Genomic DNA, 16237 nt, shown 5'->3' with positions numbered 1-16237 from the left:
AACCATGGAACTGAAATCCTTTTTTGGGTGTGTTTAAGAATTATGGATGAAGTCCGCCGACACCCTGAATGATGTTTGACGGGATGTTCATAATAATATTCCTCATTTCATATTGTCGCAGAAGATTTTCTCCATGCTTGCTTTAAGCGGAACGCCAAGCTTGGTGAGTGTTCCATCCAATGCTGCAAAGACTTCGCGGACATTGTAGAAATCAGCATTGTTTCCCATATGACCGATGCGGATGACTTTGCCTGCAAGTACATCAAAAGAGCCTGCAAGCATAATATTGTAATCGTTTTTGACACCATCAAGAATGGCGGCTGCGGTGGTTCCTTTTGGTACTTCGAATACCGTGACCGTACTGGAAAATCCGCTCTTAAGGTAGAGGTTCAGTCCTGCACCTGTGATTGCCTTGCGAGAAGCCTCGGCGATTTTTTCATGTCGTGCAAGGATATCCGGGTCTGCGGCGATATTGTCGATCGCTGCACGAAGTCCGTAGATATCGCTGATCGGCATGGTGTATGGGAACCATTTTTCTTCATAATAATGTGCAAAAGTAGTCAGGTTTGCATAGAAGGATGCAATCTGTGTCTTACGTTCTGCCATTGCCTTTTTGGCATCATCGCTGATGACTACAAAAGTCAGCCCTGGAGGCGCGGAGACAACTTTCTGGGAGCCGCCGCACATAATGTCAATCTGCCAGTCGGAGATACGCATTGCTTCACCGAAAGAAGCAGATACGGAATCGACAACGGTCATGATGCCATATTTCTTGAGAAGAGGACAGATTGCAGAAACATCATTCAGCATGCCACTAGGGGTGTCCCCGTGGACAACGGTTGCATATTTGTAATTGTGATGTTCTTTGAGGAAGTTTTCAAGTTCCTGCACATCGAGAGTTTCACGGTAATCTCTGGAATAAAGTTCCGGACATCCTCCGTACATGGAAACAAAATCAGCAAATCCTTTGCCATAGATACCGTTATCCAGTACGAGGACACGGTCACCAGGTTCTGTCATAGAAGCGCAGGCAGCCTCCAGACCGAGGATTCCCTCTCCGCCAAGAATGAGAGTTTCATTGTCGGTGTGGAGAAGGCGGCTGATCTCTTCGCAGGTTTCTTTGTAAAATTCTACGAAGCTTTCATCGAGATCAGGGTTTGTGCATTCTCTGCTGCGGGCGAGACGTACGTTTTCAGCAACCTGTGTCGGGCCCGGTGTCATAATTTTATACATAAGATCAAGTCCTTTTTCTTAATTAAATTCTTATTTCTTTAAACCAGTGCGTTTAGCTGCAACATTCAGCGGTGCGATTACAACCAGTGTGATGACTGCTGCAACACCGATCTGTACCAGGTTGCCAGGAATGGAAGCAACCGGTGCAAGTGGATTTCCGTAAATTACGACTTCTGCGATATAGTAACCTACGACTTTGATCACACAGGCTGCGATAAGTGCGATCACATACCATTTGAAGTTCTGGTGTTTTTCATCTTCGGTAAGCTTTCCTACAGTGAAGCCCATCAGAGCAACGATCACGAAAGTAAATGGAGCCCATAAAGTCCATCCGGAGAGCAGGTCAAACAGTCCCATTCCGACACCACCTGCGATTGCTCCGGTTTTCTTGCCAAAGATGATCGCACCGATGAACAGAGGAACGTTGCCGAGGTGAATGAGTCCTCCATTTGCTGCGATTGGAAGACGGACGTTGATGAATGCAGTAAAGATATAAGTCAGTGCAACGAAGATTGCTGTTACGGTGAGAAACTGAACAGAAGAAACCTCCTGATCGTTTGCTGCTGTCTGTACATTTGCGTTTGCCATGATAATAAATCCTTTCCCGGGAGTTAATTCAATTAACATCCCTGTTTGATATGTTTTACTTGGACTATACTTTACAATAGAACTGTACATTAATAAAGAGGCAATTTATGAAAAAAATAAGGGGACAGTCCACAAGCGAATGATACTGCTTTTTCTGTCATGCTTGCTATTTATCAGTGCGGATGTTAAAATCAGCATTAACAAAAACTCTTATATGGAGGAATAAAGTGAAAAAAATACTGTCCCCTATGGAAAAAATGGATTTTCCGGAGAGCGAGGAGCTTCCGGAGGGTGTCAGAGAAATAGAAGCAGAAGACAACTTTGGATACTGTACAGAATTATATACGGATGTAGAATATGCAGTTCACAGTGGAAAGAAATTACACCTTCAGATCATGACACCAACAGTATTCGGACAGGATCTGAAATGGCCTTTGATCGTATATGTGCAGGGTTCTTCCTGGCACAAACAGAATCTTTTTCAGAGTCTTCCCACTTTGGCACGGATGTGCGAAAGAGGCTATGCAATTGCGATCGTAGAGCACAGAGAAAGCGATCTGGCTCCATTTCCGGCACAGGTAATAGACGTTAAAACAGCAATTCGTTTCTTACGTTTAAATGGAAGAAGTTATCATATTGATACAGATAAGATTTCTCTCTGGGGTGATTCAAGTGGAGCCCACAGTGCTTTGATCGCAGGAATTACAGGTAATACAAAGTATCTTCCGGAGGAATATCCTGAAGTCAGTACCGAGGTCGACTGCATTGTTGACTGGTTTGGACCAACGGATCTTATGGCAGCAGTACAGCATCCCGCAGTCATTGATCATGATTCAAGTACCAGTCCGGCAGGCATTCTGATCGGGGGAAAATCACTTCATGATCACCCGGAAGATGTTTATCCGACCAATCCCGTGGTTCATTTGCAGCCTGACCGAGAAACACCTCCGATTCTCATTATGCACGGCGGCAGGGATCCACTGGTTCCGTTTAATCAGTCCTGCATTTTATATGAGGCATTAAAACAGATGGATAAAGAAGTAGAATTTGTCAAGCTGAAAAATGCTGGACATGGCTGGGGCGGCTTTATGAGCGAAAAAGCACTTGATATAGTAGAAGAATTTATAAAAGAAAAAATGTAATCTTGATACAGAAGATTTGGAACTATACAGACTTTGAACAGCCACGAATTTTCAATAAAAATACAGAAACAGGGAGAATGATATGGAACAGGAAACACAGACACCGCACAAACGAAGAGTACGATATAAAGGAAAATATCCTCGTAAATTCGAAGAAAAATATAAAGAATTAAATCCAGAGAAATACAAAGATACGATCGAGCATGTAATCAGTAAGGGAAACACACCGGCTGGAATGCACATTTCCATTATGGTAAATGAAATTCTGGATTTTCTTAAGATCCAGCCGGGTGAGACAGGATTTGACGCAACCCTCGGCTATGGCGGACACACAAAGGCAATGATGGAATGTCTGCACGGAGAAGGGCATATGTATGCGACAGATGTAGATCCGGAGGAATCTGCAAAGACACGTAAACGTCTGGCAGAGCAGGGCTTTGGAGAGGACATCCTGACCGTGAAACTCCAGAATTTCTGCACGATCGATGAGATTGCAAAAGAGGCAGGCGGATTCGATTTTATCCTTGCTGACCTTGGCGTATCTTCAATGCAGATCGACAATCCAAAGAGAGGATTTTCCTTCCGTGCAGATGGACCGCTGGATCTCAGACTGAATCAGGAGAAAGGAATCAGTGCAGCAGAGCGACTGGATAAGATCAGCCGTGAGGAGCTTGCCGGAATGCTGTACGAGAATTCTGATGAGCCGTATTGTGAAGAAATCGCAAAAGCGATCACTGACGAGATCCGCAAGGGAAATCGTGTGGATACCACAACAAAACTGCGTGAGATTATAGAAAAAACACTGGATTTCCTTCCGGAAAAAGAAAAGAAGGATACCGTCCGTAAGACTTGTCAGCGAGTATTCCAGGCACTTAGAATCGATGTGAATCGTGAATTTGAAGTTCTTTATGAATTTATGGAAAAACTTCCTGATGCACTGAAACCGGGCGGACGTGTGGCAATCCTGACTTTCCACTCCGGAGAGGACAAGCTTGTTAAAAAAGCCCTCAAGGCAGGATACAAAGCAGGAATCTATTCCGATTATGCAAAAGATGTCGTACGTCCATCCGCACAGGAATGCGCCCAGAACGGACGCGCCAGATCAACCAAAATGCGCTGGGCAGTCAAATCAGAATATTAAATAAGAAAAAGGCATCTGGGAGAAAATCTCAGATGCCTTCGTTCATTATAAGAGCTATGTGTCTGTATTATCTGTCTGCACCGTAGTACTGGTCAGAGCCAAAGCCAAGAATCAGTAAGAAGATTGGCTGTAATAAGATGAGTCCGATCGCAAATCCGATACCACGTCCGAATGCTCTTGCAAGTTTTACGCAATACATGATATTGATCACTGTAAGCGCAATCTTAAGCAGAATAACGATCAGTGAGAGAAACATGCTTTCATTAAGATTGGCATTTGATACATAAGAAAGTAATATTCCAAGGATAAAATTCAGCCAGAAATAAGATGTCTGCCAGGCAATTTTGTAGGAAACATAATCACCGTAGATCGGAATAAGGCTTTTCCACCCTGCCTCACCGGCTTTGGTAAAAATATTCCAGTTTGCGATGATCTGCAAAATCCACCATACAAAAGCAAAGATCAGATACATACCGCCTAAGACCATCATAGAACTGATTATAAGAAGTCCCATAGTTATTGCCTCCTAATTTTTTGTACCCTCATTAAAGCACAATCAAGGTGGACTGTCAAATGGGTGGAGGTGGTACAGAAAAATTCATGACATGCTTACCTTATCGTGATATACTGTTCAATATGAAACCTAGGGGGAAAGAATTTTGATAATTACAGGTGAACTTAAGAATAAAATTGACAGTTTGTGGGAGATTTTCTGGACTGGTGGTTTAACAAATCCTTTGGATGTTATTGAGCAGATGACTTATATGATGTTCATTCGAGATCTGGATGACAGTGATAATATGCATGCAAAAGAAGCAGCCATGCTTGGCCTGCCATACAAGAGTATTTTTGCTGGAGAAGTAAAGATTGGAGAAAGATCAATTGATGGAAATCAGTTGAAGTGGAGTGTGTTTCATGATTTTCCAGCAGCTAAGATGTATTCTGTTATGCAGGAATGGGTTTTTCCTTTTATAAAAGAATTACATGGAAATAAAGAAAGTGCATATGCAAAGTATATGAGCGATGCAATTTTTAAGGTGCCAACTCCGTTGATGTTGGATAAAATTGTAACATCATTAGACGATATATACGAGCAGATGGCACAGTTAAAGAAAGCAGATACTCGCGGTGATGTATATGAGTACTTGCTTTCAAAATTAGCTACCGCTGGTGTAAATGGCCAGTTCAGAACTCCAAGACATATTATTAATATGATGGTTGAATTGATGCAGCCGAAACCAGATGAGGTAATTTGTGATCCTGCTTGCGGTACTTCCGGTTTTTTGGTAGCTGCCAGTGAATATTTGAAAAAGAATCGAAAAGAAGATGTGTTTTTTAATCGTCAGAACAAAAATCATTACATGAATGAGATGTTCCATGGTTTTGATATGGATAGAACGATGCTTCGCATTGGAGCTATGAACATGATGACTCATGGTGTAGATAATCCAAAGATAGAATACCGCGACAGCTTGTCTGATCAGAATCCAGATAAAAATAAGTACAGCTTGATTTTGGCCAATCCTCCATTTAAGGGATCACTTGACTATGAAATAGTATCTGCTGATCTTCTAAAAGTATGCAAAACAAAGAAAACGGAATTACTGTTTGTGGCACTTTTCCTTCGAATGCTTAAAGTTGGTGGAAGATGTGCCTGCATAGTTCCAGATGGTGTTTTATTTGGATCATCTAATGCTCATAAGTCGATCAGAAAAGAACTCGTTGAAAATAATCGCTTAGAAGCAGTTATTTCTATGCCTTCTGGAGTGTTCAAACCATATGCCGGAGTTTCTACTGCAATCCTGATCTTTACCAAGACAGGCCATGGTGGAACTGATAAGGTTTGGTTCTATGACATGAAAGCAGATGGATTAAGCTTAGACGATAAGAGAAGCGAAATCAAAGAAAACGATATTCCGGATATCATAGCTCGTTTTCGAAATCTTGAAGCAGAAGCTGACAGAGAACGTACTGAGCAGAGTTTCTTTGTGCCCAAGGAAGAAATTGTAGAAAATGCTTATGATCTTTCGATTAATAAGTATAAGAAAGTAGAATATGTACCTATTGAGTATCCTTCTACACAGGAAATCATGACGGACCTTCATGAGATAGAAATGAAGATTGGAGAAGAGATGGCTGCGTTAGAAGAGTTACTTGGATTATAAATTCGGATTTGTAGGGATGATGTAGATGAGAGCAAAACTTGAAGATGTTTGCGTAAGAGGTTCATCAAACCTCAAGCAATCAGATGTTATAGATAAAACTGGGGAGTATCCAATTTATGGAGCTGCAGGGTATATAGGGAATGTCGATTTCTATCATCAAGATCAACCATATGTTGCTGTTGTAAAAGATGGGGCAGGTATTGGTCGAACTTCTTTGTATCCAGCAGAGTCTTCGGTGATTGGTACTATGCAGTATTTATTACCAAAAGAAAATGTGTTGCCGGAATATCTTTGCTATGTTGTGAAATATATGCACTTAGAAAAATATTTTACAGGTGCGACTATACCACATATCTATTTTAAAGATTATAAAAAGGAAGAGTTCAACTTAGATACTTTGGATAGGCAGAAAGAAATAGTGAATATTCTGGGAAGAATAGAATGTGTAATTTCTTCGCGACAGCAGGAACTTCAAAAATTAGACGAACTTATTAAAGCCCGATTTGTCGAGATGTTTGGGGATTTAGCTAATCCAGAGTGTTCATGGGATAAGAGTAAACTTATAGATGTTTGTACAGATAAGGATGACATAAAATGTGGCCCATTTGGTACTCAACTAAACAAGGATGAATATATAGAATCAGGAATTGCTGTGTGGGAAATTCCACAGATTAATGCAGCATTTTTGATTAACCCAACACATTTCTTGACAGAGGAGAAAGCTGAACAATTAAAGGCATATACAATTATTCCAGGCGATATTGCAATGTCACGAAAAGGAAATGTTGGAAAATGTGCACTTTTTCCAGATAATTATCCAGAAGGAATCATTCATTCTGATGTTTTAAGAATTAGAGTAGATAGAAAAAGAATAAATCCATTATTTATGATGTGTCAGTTACATTTTAGTGGATCGGTTACAAGGCAAATAGAATTAGTGAGTTCGGGAGCAATAATGGCAGGAGTGAATGTTACAAAATTAAAACAGATTTATGTACATGTTCCACCAATAGAATTGCAAAATCAATTTGCCGACTTCGTCCATCAAGTCGACAAATCAAAAGTTGCAGTACAAAAGGCATTGGAAAAAACACAATTATTATTTGATAGTTTGATGCAGCAGTATTTTGGATAAGGAGTGTTGCGAATGGGAATGATGACAGTATATCATGGTGGCTATCAAGCCGTAGAAAAGCCGGAAATACGAAAAGGACGCAATACGAAAGACTTCGGAACAGGCTTTTATTGTACAGTAATTAAAGAACAGGCTGAACGCTGGGCGAGACGCTATGATACAAAAGTAGTTTCTATTTATGATGTACGGGTTAAAGAAAAACTGAACATTAAAGAATTCAAAGATATGTCCGAAGAATGGTTGGATTTCATAATTGCTTGTCGAAGCGGAAAGAGTCATACCTATGATATTGTGATTGGAGCTATGGCAGATGATCAGATTTATAACTATGTATCCGATTATATGGATGGTGTAATTACGCGAGAGCAGTTTTGGGTGTTGGCAAAATTCAGGTATCCAACCCATCAGATTGCTTTTTGTACAGATATAGCATTGCAATGCCTGGAATATAGAAATTGCGAGGTGTTTTAATGGTCGGTGAAGGAAGAGAAAACAAAAAAGATAATGATCTTTTTTATACCTGCAGTTTGATTGATTATGTTGCACGAAAAACAAAGAATACACGTATTGATGTGGTAAATGCATTAGGAAAGAAAAATCTTGAAAGAATTTACGAGTATGCAGACGTATTTCACTGTGAAAATATAGATAGTGTAAGCGATGAATTCATTGAAAAGTGTAATATTCAGGAAGGACAGTTTGATAATGTTGGAGAATGTAAGTATGCTATTCCGACATATTGGGATATTGGAAAAGTATATAAAAGACTGATCAAGCAGGTATCTGAAAATGAAGGAATAGAAGTGATTGATGCGTTGATAAAAGTGTATAGATCCTTTATCAGCACAAAAATAGATGATTATAATAGCAGCGTATATTATGAAAATCCATCATACATATACGAATCATATAGAGAAAATAAAATGCTTTAAGTAAAATGGATGAAGGATGCTGGTACAAAAGGAGATGACCAGCATGGAAGAAAAAATTGTAAAAGTACTTAACGAAATGTCTGCCTATCTGACAATTGCACAGATGAAAAAATTACAGGAGATTATGTTGGATACGTTTGCTGAAAACAAAATAGAGAAGTCCAATGTGGCAAATAATGATTTCCTTCAGATGTTTTTGGATGCAAAAAAAATTGAAGGATGTTCTGAAAGAACGATACAGTATTATCAAACTACAATACTACATATGTTTTCGAAAATGAATGTTCCGATTCGAAAGATAACGACAGAAGAAATCAGAGCCTATTTATCTGAGTATCAGGAAAACAGTCATTGTACAAATGTGACTGTAGATAATATTCGCAGAAATATATCTAGTTTCTTTTCATGGTTGGAGGAAGAGGATTACATTTTAAAAAGTCCGATGAAGCGCATTCATAAAATAAAAACCAAAACAGTAGTAAAAAGCGTAATATCTGATGAGGGAATTGAAAAACTCAGAGATTATTGTACGGAAAGTCGTGATCTGGCAATAATTGATCTGTTGTATTCGACAGGAATAAGAGTTGGGGAATTAGTCAATCTGAATATTGATGATATTGATCTGGAAGGCAGAGAATGTGTTGTCTATGGAAAAGGAAATAAGGAACGCCGTGTGTATTTTGATGCAAAAGCAAAAGTACATTTGAAAAGATACATGGAAGAAAGACAAGACAATAATGAAGCACTTTTTGTTACATTGGATTATCCATATAATCGATTAAAAATCAGCGGTGTAGAAATACGATTGCGCGCATTGGGAAGAAAACTAAATTTGGAAAGAATACATCCTCACAAGTTCCGAAGGACGATGGCTACCAGAGCAATAGATAAAGGAATGCCAATAGAACAGGTACAGAAAATACTGGGGCATTCGCAAATCGACACGACTATGCAGTATGCTATGGTAAATCAGGCAAATGTAAAATCATCTCATCAGAAATATATGAGTTGAATTCTTTGTCAATTCGGATTTGTAGGGATGATGTATATGAAAGTAAGATTAGGCAATTACATAGAAGAATATTCGAAAAAAAACAAAGCTGACGAAGATATTCCAGTATATAGTGTTACAAGTACTCAAGGATTTTGTCGAGATTATTTCGGTAAAGAGGTTGCTAGCAAAGATAAAACTACTTACAAAATTGTTCCTCAAGGTTGTTTCGCATATAATCCATCAAGAATTAATGTGGGATCGGTAGACTGGCAACGTAATGAAGAAAGGGTTATAGTTAGTCCCCTTTATAATGTTTTTTCGGTTTCTGAGGAGTTGGATCAAGAATATTTATATTATTATTTAAAGAGTGATTTTGCGTTGCAAAGAATTAGAGCAGTTGCAACAGGAAGTGTACGAGACAATCTGAAACTTGAAATGCTAAAAGAGTTTCCAATTTTACTGCCACCCAAAAACGACCAAAAGACAATTGCAAATAATTTAGATAGAGTAAAAAGAATCATAGAGCTTAGAAAAAGTGAAATTGATAAAATGAATGAACTCATCAAAGCCCGATTTGTCGAGATGTTTGGGGATGTTATGCATAATGATAGAAAATGGGAATGTAAGCAGTTTTCTGATATTACTACTTCAAGATTAGGTAAAATGCTCGATGCTAAACATCAGACGGGTACATGTAAATATCCTTATTTAGCCAATTTCAATGTTCAATGGTTTAGATTTGAATTAGATAATTTGAATGAAATGGATTTTAATGAAAAAGATCGAGAAGAATTTTGTCTTGAGGACGGAGATTTACTTGTCTGTGAAGGCGGAGAGATTGGCAGATGTGCAGTTTGGCACAATCAGGTTAAGAAATGTTTTTTTCAAAAGGCACTTCATAGAGTGAGATGCAACCAAGACATAATTTTACCAGACTATTTGGCATGGTGGTTTAAGTACAATTGTGAGAACGGTGGTTTTGCTGCTATTGAAGGTGCTAAGGCGACAATATCTCATTTGACTGGTGTTAAAATGAAAATGCTAGATGTGACAGTTCCAGCAATTGAGCTGCAAGAACAATTTGCCGACTTCATCAAACAAGTCGACAAATCAAAAGTTATAAAGCTGAGCAATTAATTGTTTTCATAAAATTAATACGTATTCGATACAAAAGGAGGTTTCTATGATAACCAACTTTGATTATTTAAAAAATGAAGAAAAATTTAAGGCATTTGCAGACGTAGCTGTGTCTGCAGAGAAGATTATTTTGATTGATCCGGAGGCATGTGTCACAAACTGTCGCAGGGCGATGGAATTCGCGGTAAAATGGATGTACTCTGTTGAAAAGCAACTGGATATGCCTTATCAGGACAATCTGCAGAGTCTTATTAATGCGGAAGATTTCAGGGATATTGTCGGATACGATATATGGAAACGTATGGATTACATTCGAAGATGCGGCAATAATGTTGCACATAATAGCAAAAAGACTGGTAGGGCAGAGGCAATGCTTTGCCTGGAAAACCTGGCAATTTATCTTGATTTTATTGCATGTTGTTATTCTTCGGATTATACAGAACATATTTTTGATAAGCAGTTAATTGAAGACAGAATTAATAGAGCGAAACAATCGAAAAAAGACGCTGCAGACACAAAAGAAAATCTTCTGAAAAAAATCAGTGAGCTTGAAAAAAAAGAGTTAGACTTACAATCGTTAATAAAAGAAAATGCGGATTTGAAGGAGAAACTGTCAGCCAGACGAGAAGAACAGCAGGATGCGTATGTTCCTAAGCCACTTGATTTATCAGAGTATAAGACAAGAAAATTATACATTGATTCTATGCTGCAGGACGCTGGATGGACGGAAGGGGAAGACTGGATAAATGAGTATGAGCTCCCTGGTATGCCAAATAAGTCAGAAGTTGGTTATGCAGATTATGTTCTGATGGGAAATGATGGGCGTATACTGGCAGTTATTGAAGCAAAGCGTACGTGTGTCGATGTTTCTAAAGGAAGACAGCAAGCAAAACTCTATGCGGATCTTATTGAAGAAAAACAGAAACGAAGACCAGTGGTATTTCTTACAAATGGTTTCGAAACAAAAATTATTGATAACCAATATCCGGAACGAAAAGTATCAGCATTTTATTCTAAACGAGATCTCGAAAAGCTTTTTAATCTTCAGACAATGAAATCCAGTCTGAAATACATTACTGTGGATAAAAATATTGCAGGAAGGTATTATCAGGAAGCTGCAATTAAAGCGGTGTGTGACAGTTTTGACATAAAAAATCGTCGTAAAGCACTTCTTGTTATGGCTACAGGTTCAGGAAAGACCAGAACAGTTATTGCACTGTGCAAGGTATTATTAGAGCAGGGCTGGATTAAAAACATCCTGTTTCTTGCTGATCGTAATTCACTTGTAACGCAGGCAAAGAGGAACTTTGTGAATCTTCTCCCGGATTTGTCTGTTACAAATCTTTGCGAAGAGAAGGATAATTATACGGCTCATGGTGTGTTCGCAACCTACCAGACCATGATGAATTGCATAGATTCCATTCATGACGAAGAAGGAAAACTGTTTACCTGTGGTCATTTTGATCTGGTTATTTGTGATGAAGCGCATAGATCAATATATAATAAATATAAAGACATTTTCAGTTATTTTGATGCGCCATTAATTGGTTTAACAGCAACACCAAAAGACGAGATTGACAAAAATACATACGAGATTTTCGAACTGGAAAATGGTGTTCCGACATATGGCTATGAACTGGCGCAGGCAGTAAAAGATGGGTACCTTGTTGACTTTGTTTCCGTGGAAACTACGTTGAAATTCATTGATCAGGGTATTGTATATGATGAATTGTCAGAGGAAGAAAAAGAAGAATATGAAAACAAATTTACAGATGAAAATGGTGAGTTGCCTGAGAGCATTAACTCATCTGCATTAAATGATTGGGTATTCAACGAGGATACGATCAAAGAAGTTCTTCATATTTTCATGACCAATGGAATTAAAGTGGACTATGGCAACAAAATCGGTAAGAGTATTATATTTGCCAAAAATCATGAACATGCAGAAAAAATTTATGAGATATTTGGAAAAGAATACCCGCATCTTGTAGGTTATGCAAAAGTAATCGACAACTATCTGAATTATGCACAGAGCGCTATTGATGAATTTTCTGATCCGAAGAAAATGCCGCAGATTGCTATTTCTGTAGATATGCTTGATACTGGTATTGATGTGCCAGAAGTAGTAAATCTTGTTTTTTTCAAAAAGGTGATGAGTAAAGCAAAATTCTGGCAGATGATAGGCCGTGGAACACGTTTATGCCCTGGATTATTGGATGGAGAAGACAAAGATAAGTTTTATATCTTCGATTTCTGTGGTAATTTTGAATTCTTCCGAATGAGTAAAGGACGTCCAACAGCTAATATGATTGCCTTACAGGGTGCTATCTTTCAGCTTGAATTTGAAATTGCCTATAAACTGCAGGACATAGTATATCAGACGGAACGATTAATTGCCTATCGTAAAGCTCTTGTTAATCATATGACTACAAAGGTCAAGGAACTTAATAGAGAAAATTTCGCAGTGCGGCAACATTTAAAATATGTTGATATTTACGCAAATGAAAGTAACTATGTAGGGCTGACTTACGAGGATACTCTTGTGGTACGCGAGGAGTTGGCTCCGTTAATTGAGCCGGAAAATGATGAAGTTACAGCATTGAGATTTGATGCATTAATGTATGGCATTGAATTAGCTTATTTGATTGGAAAGAAGCATTCTCGAGGACACCGGGATCTGATGTCAAAAGTATCTGCGCTCTCAGGTGTGGCTAATATTCCGGAAATTATGGAACAGGCTGAATTGATTAATCAGATTCTTCATACAGACTATCTTGCAAATGCGGGGATTAATGAGTTTGAACATATCCGAGAAAACCTTCGTGATCTGATGAAGTACATTCCTAAAGGTCCTAAAATTATCTATGATACTAACTTTGCTGACGAAATTCTGGCAATGGAATGGAAAGAATCTGAATTGGAGAATGATGATCTTAAGAACTATAAGGCTAAGGCAGAATATTATGTACGTCAGCATCAGGATAATGAAGCAATCGCTAAATTAAAAAATAACAAACCCTTAACATCAGAGGATATAAAAAATCTTGAAAACATTCTGTGGAGTGAAATCGGAACAAAACAAGATTATGAAGCAGAGTATGGTGAGAAGCCATTAGGTGAGTTTGTTCGTGAGATAGTTGGCCTTGATATGACTGCTGCAAAAGAGGCATTTGCTGAATATTTGGATGAGACAAATCTGGATAGCAGACAGATCTATTTTGTAAATCAAATTGTAGAATTCATTGTTCACAATGGGATGATGAAAGATTTATCTGTTTTACAGGAACCTCCGTTTACTGATCAGGGAAGTATAGTTGAAGTATTTACAGATCTTTCAGTATGGATGGGAATCAGAAAAACAATAGAACAGGTCAATGCCAATGCATTGGCAGCTTAAAATAGATATTGAATACAGTTAAGGAGTACCTACATGAATAACTTACTAAATAAAATCCACCAGCAAAACGCAACTGCTTTTACCCACAGTGGTAAATTCCATGCGGATGATGTATTTTCCGCTGCGTTACTACTATATTTAAACCCAGAACTCACGATTCTACGTGGTAACCGAGTACCGGAAGATTTTGACGGTATCGTATTTGATATCGGCAGAGGCAGATACGATCATCACCAGAAGGACAGCAGAGTTCGAGAGAATGGCATTGCATATGCGGCATTTGGGCTTCTCTGGGAGGAGCTTGGTGCAGAAATCCTTGGTGAAGAACTGGCGGATAAATTCGATGAATCCTTTGTGCAGCCACTGGATAACAATGATAACACCGGTGAGAAAAACGAGCTTGCGTCACTGATCGGAAATTTCAATCCAACCTGGGATGCCGAAGGAAGCAACGACGAAGCCTTTTTCCAGGCAGTCAGTGTTGCCGGAATGATTCTGGAAAACAAATTCGACCGTTACAGAGGAAACGAACGTGCCGATAAACGAGTAGAAGAAATTTATGAAAGACACATGCAGGCATTTCATGACAGAGAAAAACACTGCGAGGATGCAAAGATTCTGATCCTTCCGGAGTTTGTGCCGTGTCAGAAATTTTTATCTGAGACATCAATTGCATTTGTGATCTTTCCGTCTAACAGAGGCGGTTACTGCATTCAGCCGCAGAAAAAAGAATACTCCATGAATTACAAATGCAGTTTTCCAGCTGAATGGCTCGGCCTTGAGAACGAAGAACTGCAGGAGGTTACAGGGCTCAAAACAGCCGGTTTCTGTCACAAAGGTGGTTTCCTTATGACAACCGGTGAACTTGTGGATGCAGTACAGGCATGTAAGCTAAGCATGGAACAGTTTCACGAGAAACCTGTGATCGTAAGCTTTGGCGGAGATACAGAATACGATGAACTCATCCATCAGCTTCCAAAATTACAGGCAGCAGAAATCATTCATATAGATTTTCCAACACTTCCGGAAGTTGAAATCCAGGGAGTTTATGCAGAAGTAACCATGGAAAAACAGGAGTGGAAATCCAGAGTCAAAGAACAGGTAAAACAGATCCTGAAATACAAGCCAGAGACCGTTTTTGTCGGAGAAAATCTCTTCGCGGCATATCCAATCGTACATGCACTGCGCAAAAAACATATCCCGGTGCTTGTGTTGGCAGAAAAAGATGGACAGAAGTTGATCGTGCGTATTCCATCAGGGTCCTAAACTGATAAAATCGCAGTATCTCTAAAAACATACATAAGATGTGCAAAGGAGGCGTGATAACAGATGATTCGTCTTCAGGATATTGCTGAAATGGCTGGTGTCAGCCGCACTACCGTATCAAATGTCATAAACGGAAATACGAAAAGAGTTTCCCAGAAAACGATTGATAAGATCACAGCAATCCTTAAAGAACAGAACTATGTTCCGCATATGGGCTCGGTGATGCTTTCTGGTCATGGTTCCAGAATTATAGGAGTAGTCCTGGGTTTTACCTATGCTCATGGCATGCAGTCCCTTCAGGATCCTTTTGTGGGAGAACTTATTGGAAACATCCGTATGGAAACGGAAGAAAAAGGATATTACGTTATGCTCATCGGCGGCGAAGATATTCAGAATGTAGTAGACATTGCGTCAAAATGGAATGTTGAGGGACTGATCATCCTTGGATACAATGAAGAAAGATACCGCAGTCTTTCACGTAAGCTGAATAAGAAAATGATCCTGATCGATGCTTATCCTGAAGGTGCCTATACCTTCCAGAATGTCGGTGTAGATGATTATTCAGGAGGATACCAGATAGGAGAATATCTCTATTCCTGTGGATATAAAAAGGCTTTGTTTATTGCGGAAACTGAAAGAGACAGCGACTATTATCGATGGATGGGATTCAAGCAGGCAATGGAAAAGAAGGGCGGATTCTGCAGTCGTTCCCGATACATTGTTGTTCCAGGTGAGAAAAAATACCGTCTCAGGAAATACGAAGAACTTTTACCGCGTTTCCTTGAAGCAAAAGCACTGGCTTTTTCGTCAGACTATGATGCAATTGAAGCAATGAACTTCTTTTTTGATAAAGGGATCAGGGTTCCGGATCAGATTTCCATCACAGGTTATGATGACAGTATGTATGCGAGTATGGTCCGCCCAAAACTGACGACAGTTCATCAGGATGTCCAGAAAAAAGCACATATGGCTCTGAAACGTCTGATGAAGCTGATTCAGGGAGAAGAATTGAAGGAATTAAATATAAAAAGTCCGGTTTATTTAGTAAAGAGGGGGCTGTCGCACTAAGTAATTAGTGCGCAGCCTCTTTTTGGTGCAAAAAAAATA

The 16237-nt window shown here is 39.1% G+C and carries 14 protein-coding genes; 11 read left to right on the top strand and 3 right to left on the bottom strand.

What is annotated here, in order from left to right:
- Positions 1 to 102: 102 nt before the first annotated feature.
- Both LI112_RS13945 and LI112_RS13940 read right to left on the bottom strand, forming a co-directional pair.
- Positions 103 to 1233 (bottom strand): alanine--glyoxylate aminotransferase family protein, encoded by a 1131-nt coding sequence (locus LI112_RS13945; RefSeq protein WP_022387959.1) that lies wholly within the window; start codon positions 1231 to 1233, stop codon positions 103 to 105.
- 30 nt (positions 1234 to 1263) lie between these two features.
- The gene (locus tag LI112_RS13940; RefSeq protein ID WP_022387960.1) at positions 1264 to 1821 is read right to left on the bottom strand and encodes an ECF transporter S component; all 558 of its coding nucleotides are present in this window, start codon (positions 1819 to 1821) and stop codon (positions 1264 to 1266) included.
- A 227-nt stretch (positions 1822 to 2048) separates the two neighbouring features.
- Here LI112_RS13940 and LI112_RS13935 point away from each other — a divergent pair, with 227 nt between their 5' ends.
- A complete protein-coding gene (locus LI112_RS13935; protein WP_227190909.1) occupies positions 2049 to 2963 on the top strand; it encodes an alpha/beta hydrolase in 915 nt (304 codons plus the stop codon).
- Between the two features lie 82 nt (positions 2964 to 3045).
- Entirely contained in the window at positions 3046 to 4104 is a 1059-nt protein-coding gene (gene rsmH, locus LI112_RS13930; RefSeq protein WP_022387962.1) for a 16S rRNA (cytosine(1402)-N(4))-methyltransferase RsmH, read from the top strand.
- Between the two features lie 67 nt (positions 4105 to 4171).
- On the opposite strand, the gene LI112_RS13925 is transcribed toward rsmH, so the two are convergent.
- Complete coding sequence (locus LI112_RS13925) at positions 4172 to 4618, bottom strand: DUF5684 domain-containing protein (protein WP_005425348.1); 447 nt, start codon at positions 4616 to 4618, stop codon at positions 4172 to 4174.
- Between the two features lie 148 nt (positions 4619 to 4766).
- Here LI112_RS13925 and LI112_RS13920 point away from each other — a divergent pair, with 148 nt between their 5' ends.
- The 9 genes from LI112_RS13920 to LI112_RS13880 all read left to right on the top strand — a co-directional run bounded on the left by LI112_RS13920 (position 4767) and on the right by LI112_RS13880 (position 16198).
- Entirely contained in the window at positions 4767 to 6269 is a 1503-nt protein-coding gene (locus tag LI112_RS13920) for a class I SAM-dependent DNA methyltransferase (protein ID WP_227190918.1), read from the top strand.
- A gap of 25 nt (positions 6270 to 6294) precedes the next feature.
- Positions 6295 to 7404 (top strand): restriction endonuclease subunit S, encoded by a 1110-nt coding sequence (locus LI112_RS13915; RefSeq protein WP_227190908.1) that lies wholly within the window; start codon positions 6295 to 6297, stop codon positions 7402 to 7404.
- A gap of 12 nt (positions 7405 to 7416) precedes the next feature.
- Positions 7417 to 7875: a DUF3990 domain-containing protein gene (locus tag LI112_RS13910; protein ID WP_022387964.1), complete on the top strand. Its 459-nt coding sequence runs from the start codon at positions 7417 to 7419 to the stop codon at positions 7873 to 7875.
- Complete coding sequence (locus tag LI112_RS13905; protein WP_117739074.1) at positions 7875 to 8336, top strand: hypothetical protein; 462 nt, start codon at positions 7875 to 7877, stop codon at positions 8334 to 8336. Before LI112_RS13910 ends, LI112_RS13905 begins: the two co-directional genes overlap by 1 nt.
- A 43-nt stretch (positions 8337 to 8379) precedes the next feature.
- Positions 8380 to 9348 (top strand): site-specific tyrosine recombinase/integron integrase, encoded by a 969-nt coding sequence (xerA, locus tag LI112_RS13900; protein ID WP_227190907.1) that lies wholly within the window; start codon positions 8380 to 8382, stop codon positions 9346 to 9348.
- Positions 9349 to 9384: 36 nt separating this feature from the next.
- Positions 9385 to 10467 carry a restriction endonuclease subunit S gene (locus LI112_RS13895; protein ID WP_227190906.1) on the top strand — a complete coding sequence of 361 codons (1083 nt, stop codon included), beginning with the start codon at positions 9385 to 9387 and terminating at the stop codon, positions 10465 to 10467.
- Positions 10468 to 10513: 46 nt separating this feature from the next.
- On the top strand, positions 10514 to 13864 hold the full coding sequence (locus LI112_RS13890; RefSeq protein WP_227190905.1) for a DEAD/DEAH box helicase family protein: 3351 nt from the start codon (positions 10514 to 10516) through the stop codon (positions 13862 to 13864).
- A 33-nt stretch (positions 13865 to 13897) separates the two neighbouring features.
- Positions 13898 to 15130, top strand: coding sequence for an MYG1 family protein (locus LI112_RS13885; RefSeq protein ID WP_227190904.1), 1233 nt, complete (start codon positions 13898 to 13900; stop codon positions 15128 to 15130).
- A gap of 63 nt (positions 15131 to 15193) precedes the next feature.
- Complete coding sequence (locus tag LI112_RS13880) at positions 15194 to 16198, top strand: LacI family DNA-binding transcriptional regulator (protein WP_227190903.1); 1005 nt, start codon at positions 15194 to 15196, stop codon at positions 16196 to 16198.
- Positions 16199 to 16237 lie beyond the last annotated feature (39 nt).

This window comes from Blautia sp. 210820-DFI.6.14 (genome assembly GCF_020558815.1).
Lineage (GTDB): Bacteria > Bacillota > Clostridia > Lachnospirales > Lachnospiraceae > Blautia_A > Blautia_A obeum.
Note: the sequence above shows the minus strand (reverse complement) of the source record. Positions and strands in the feature narration are given on the sequence as shown.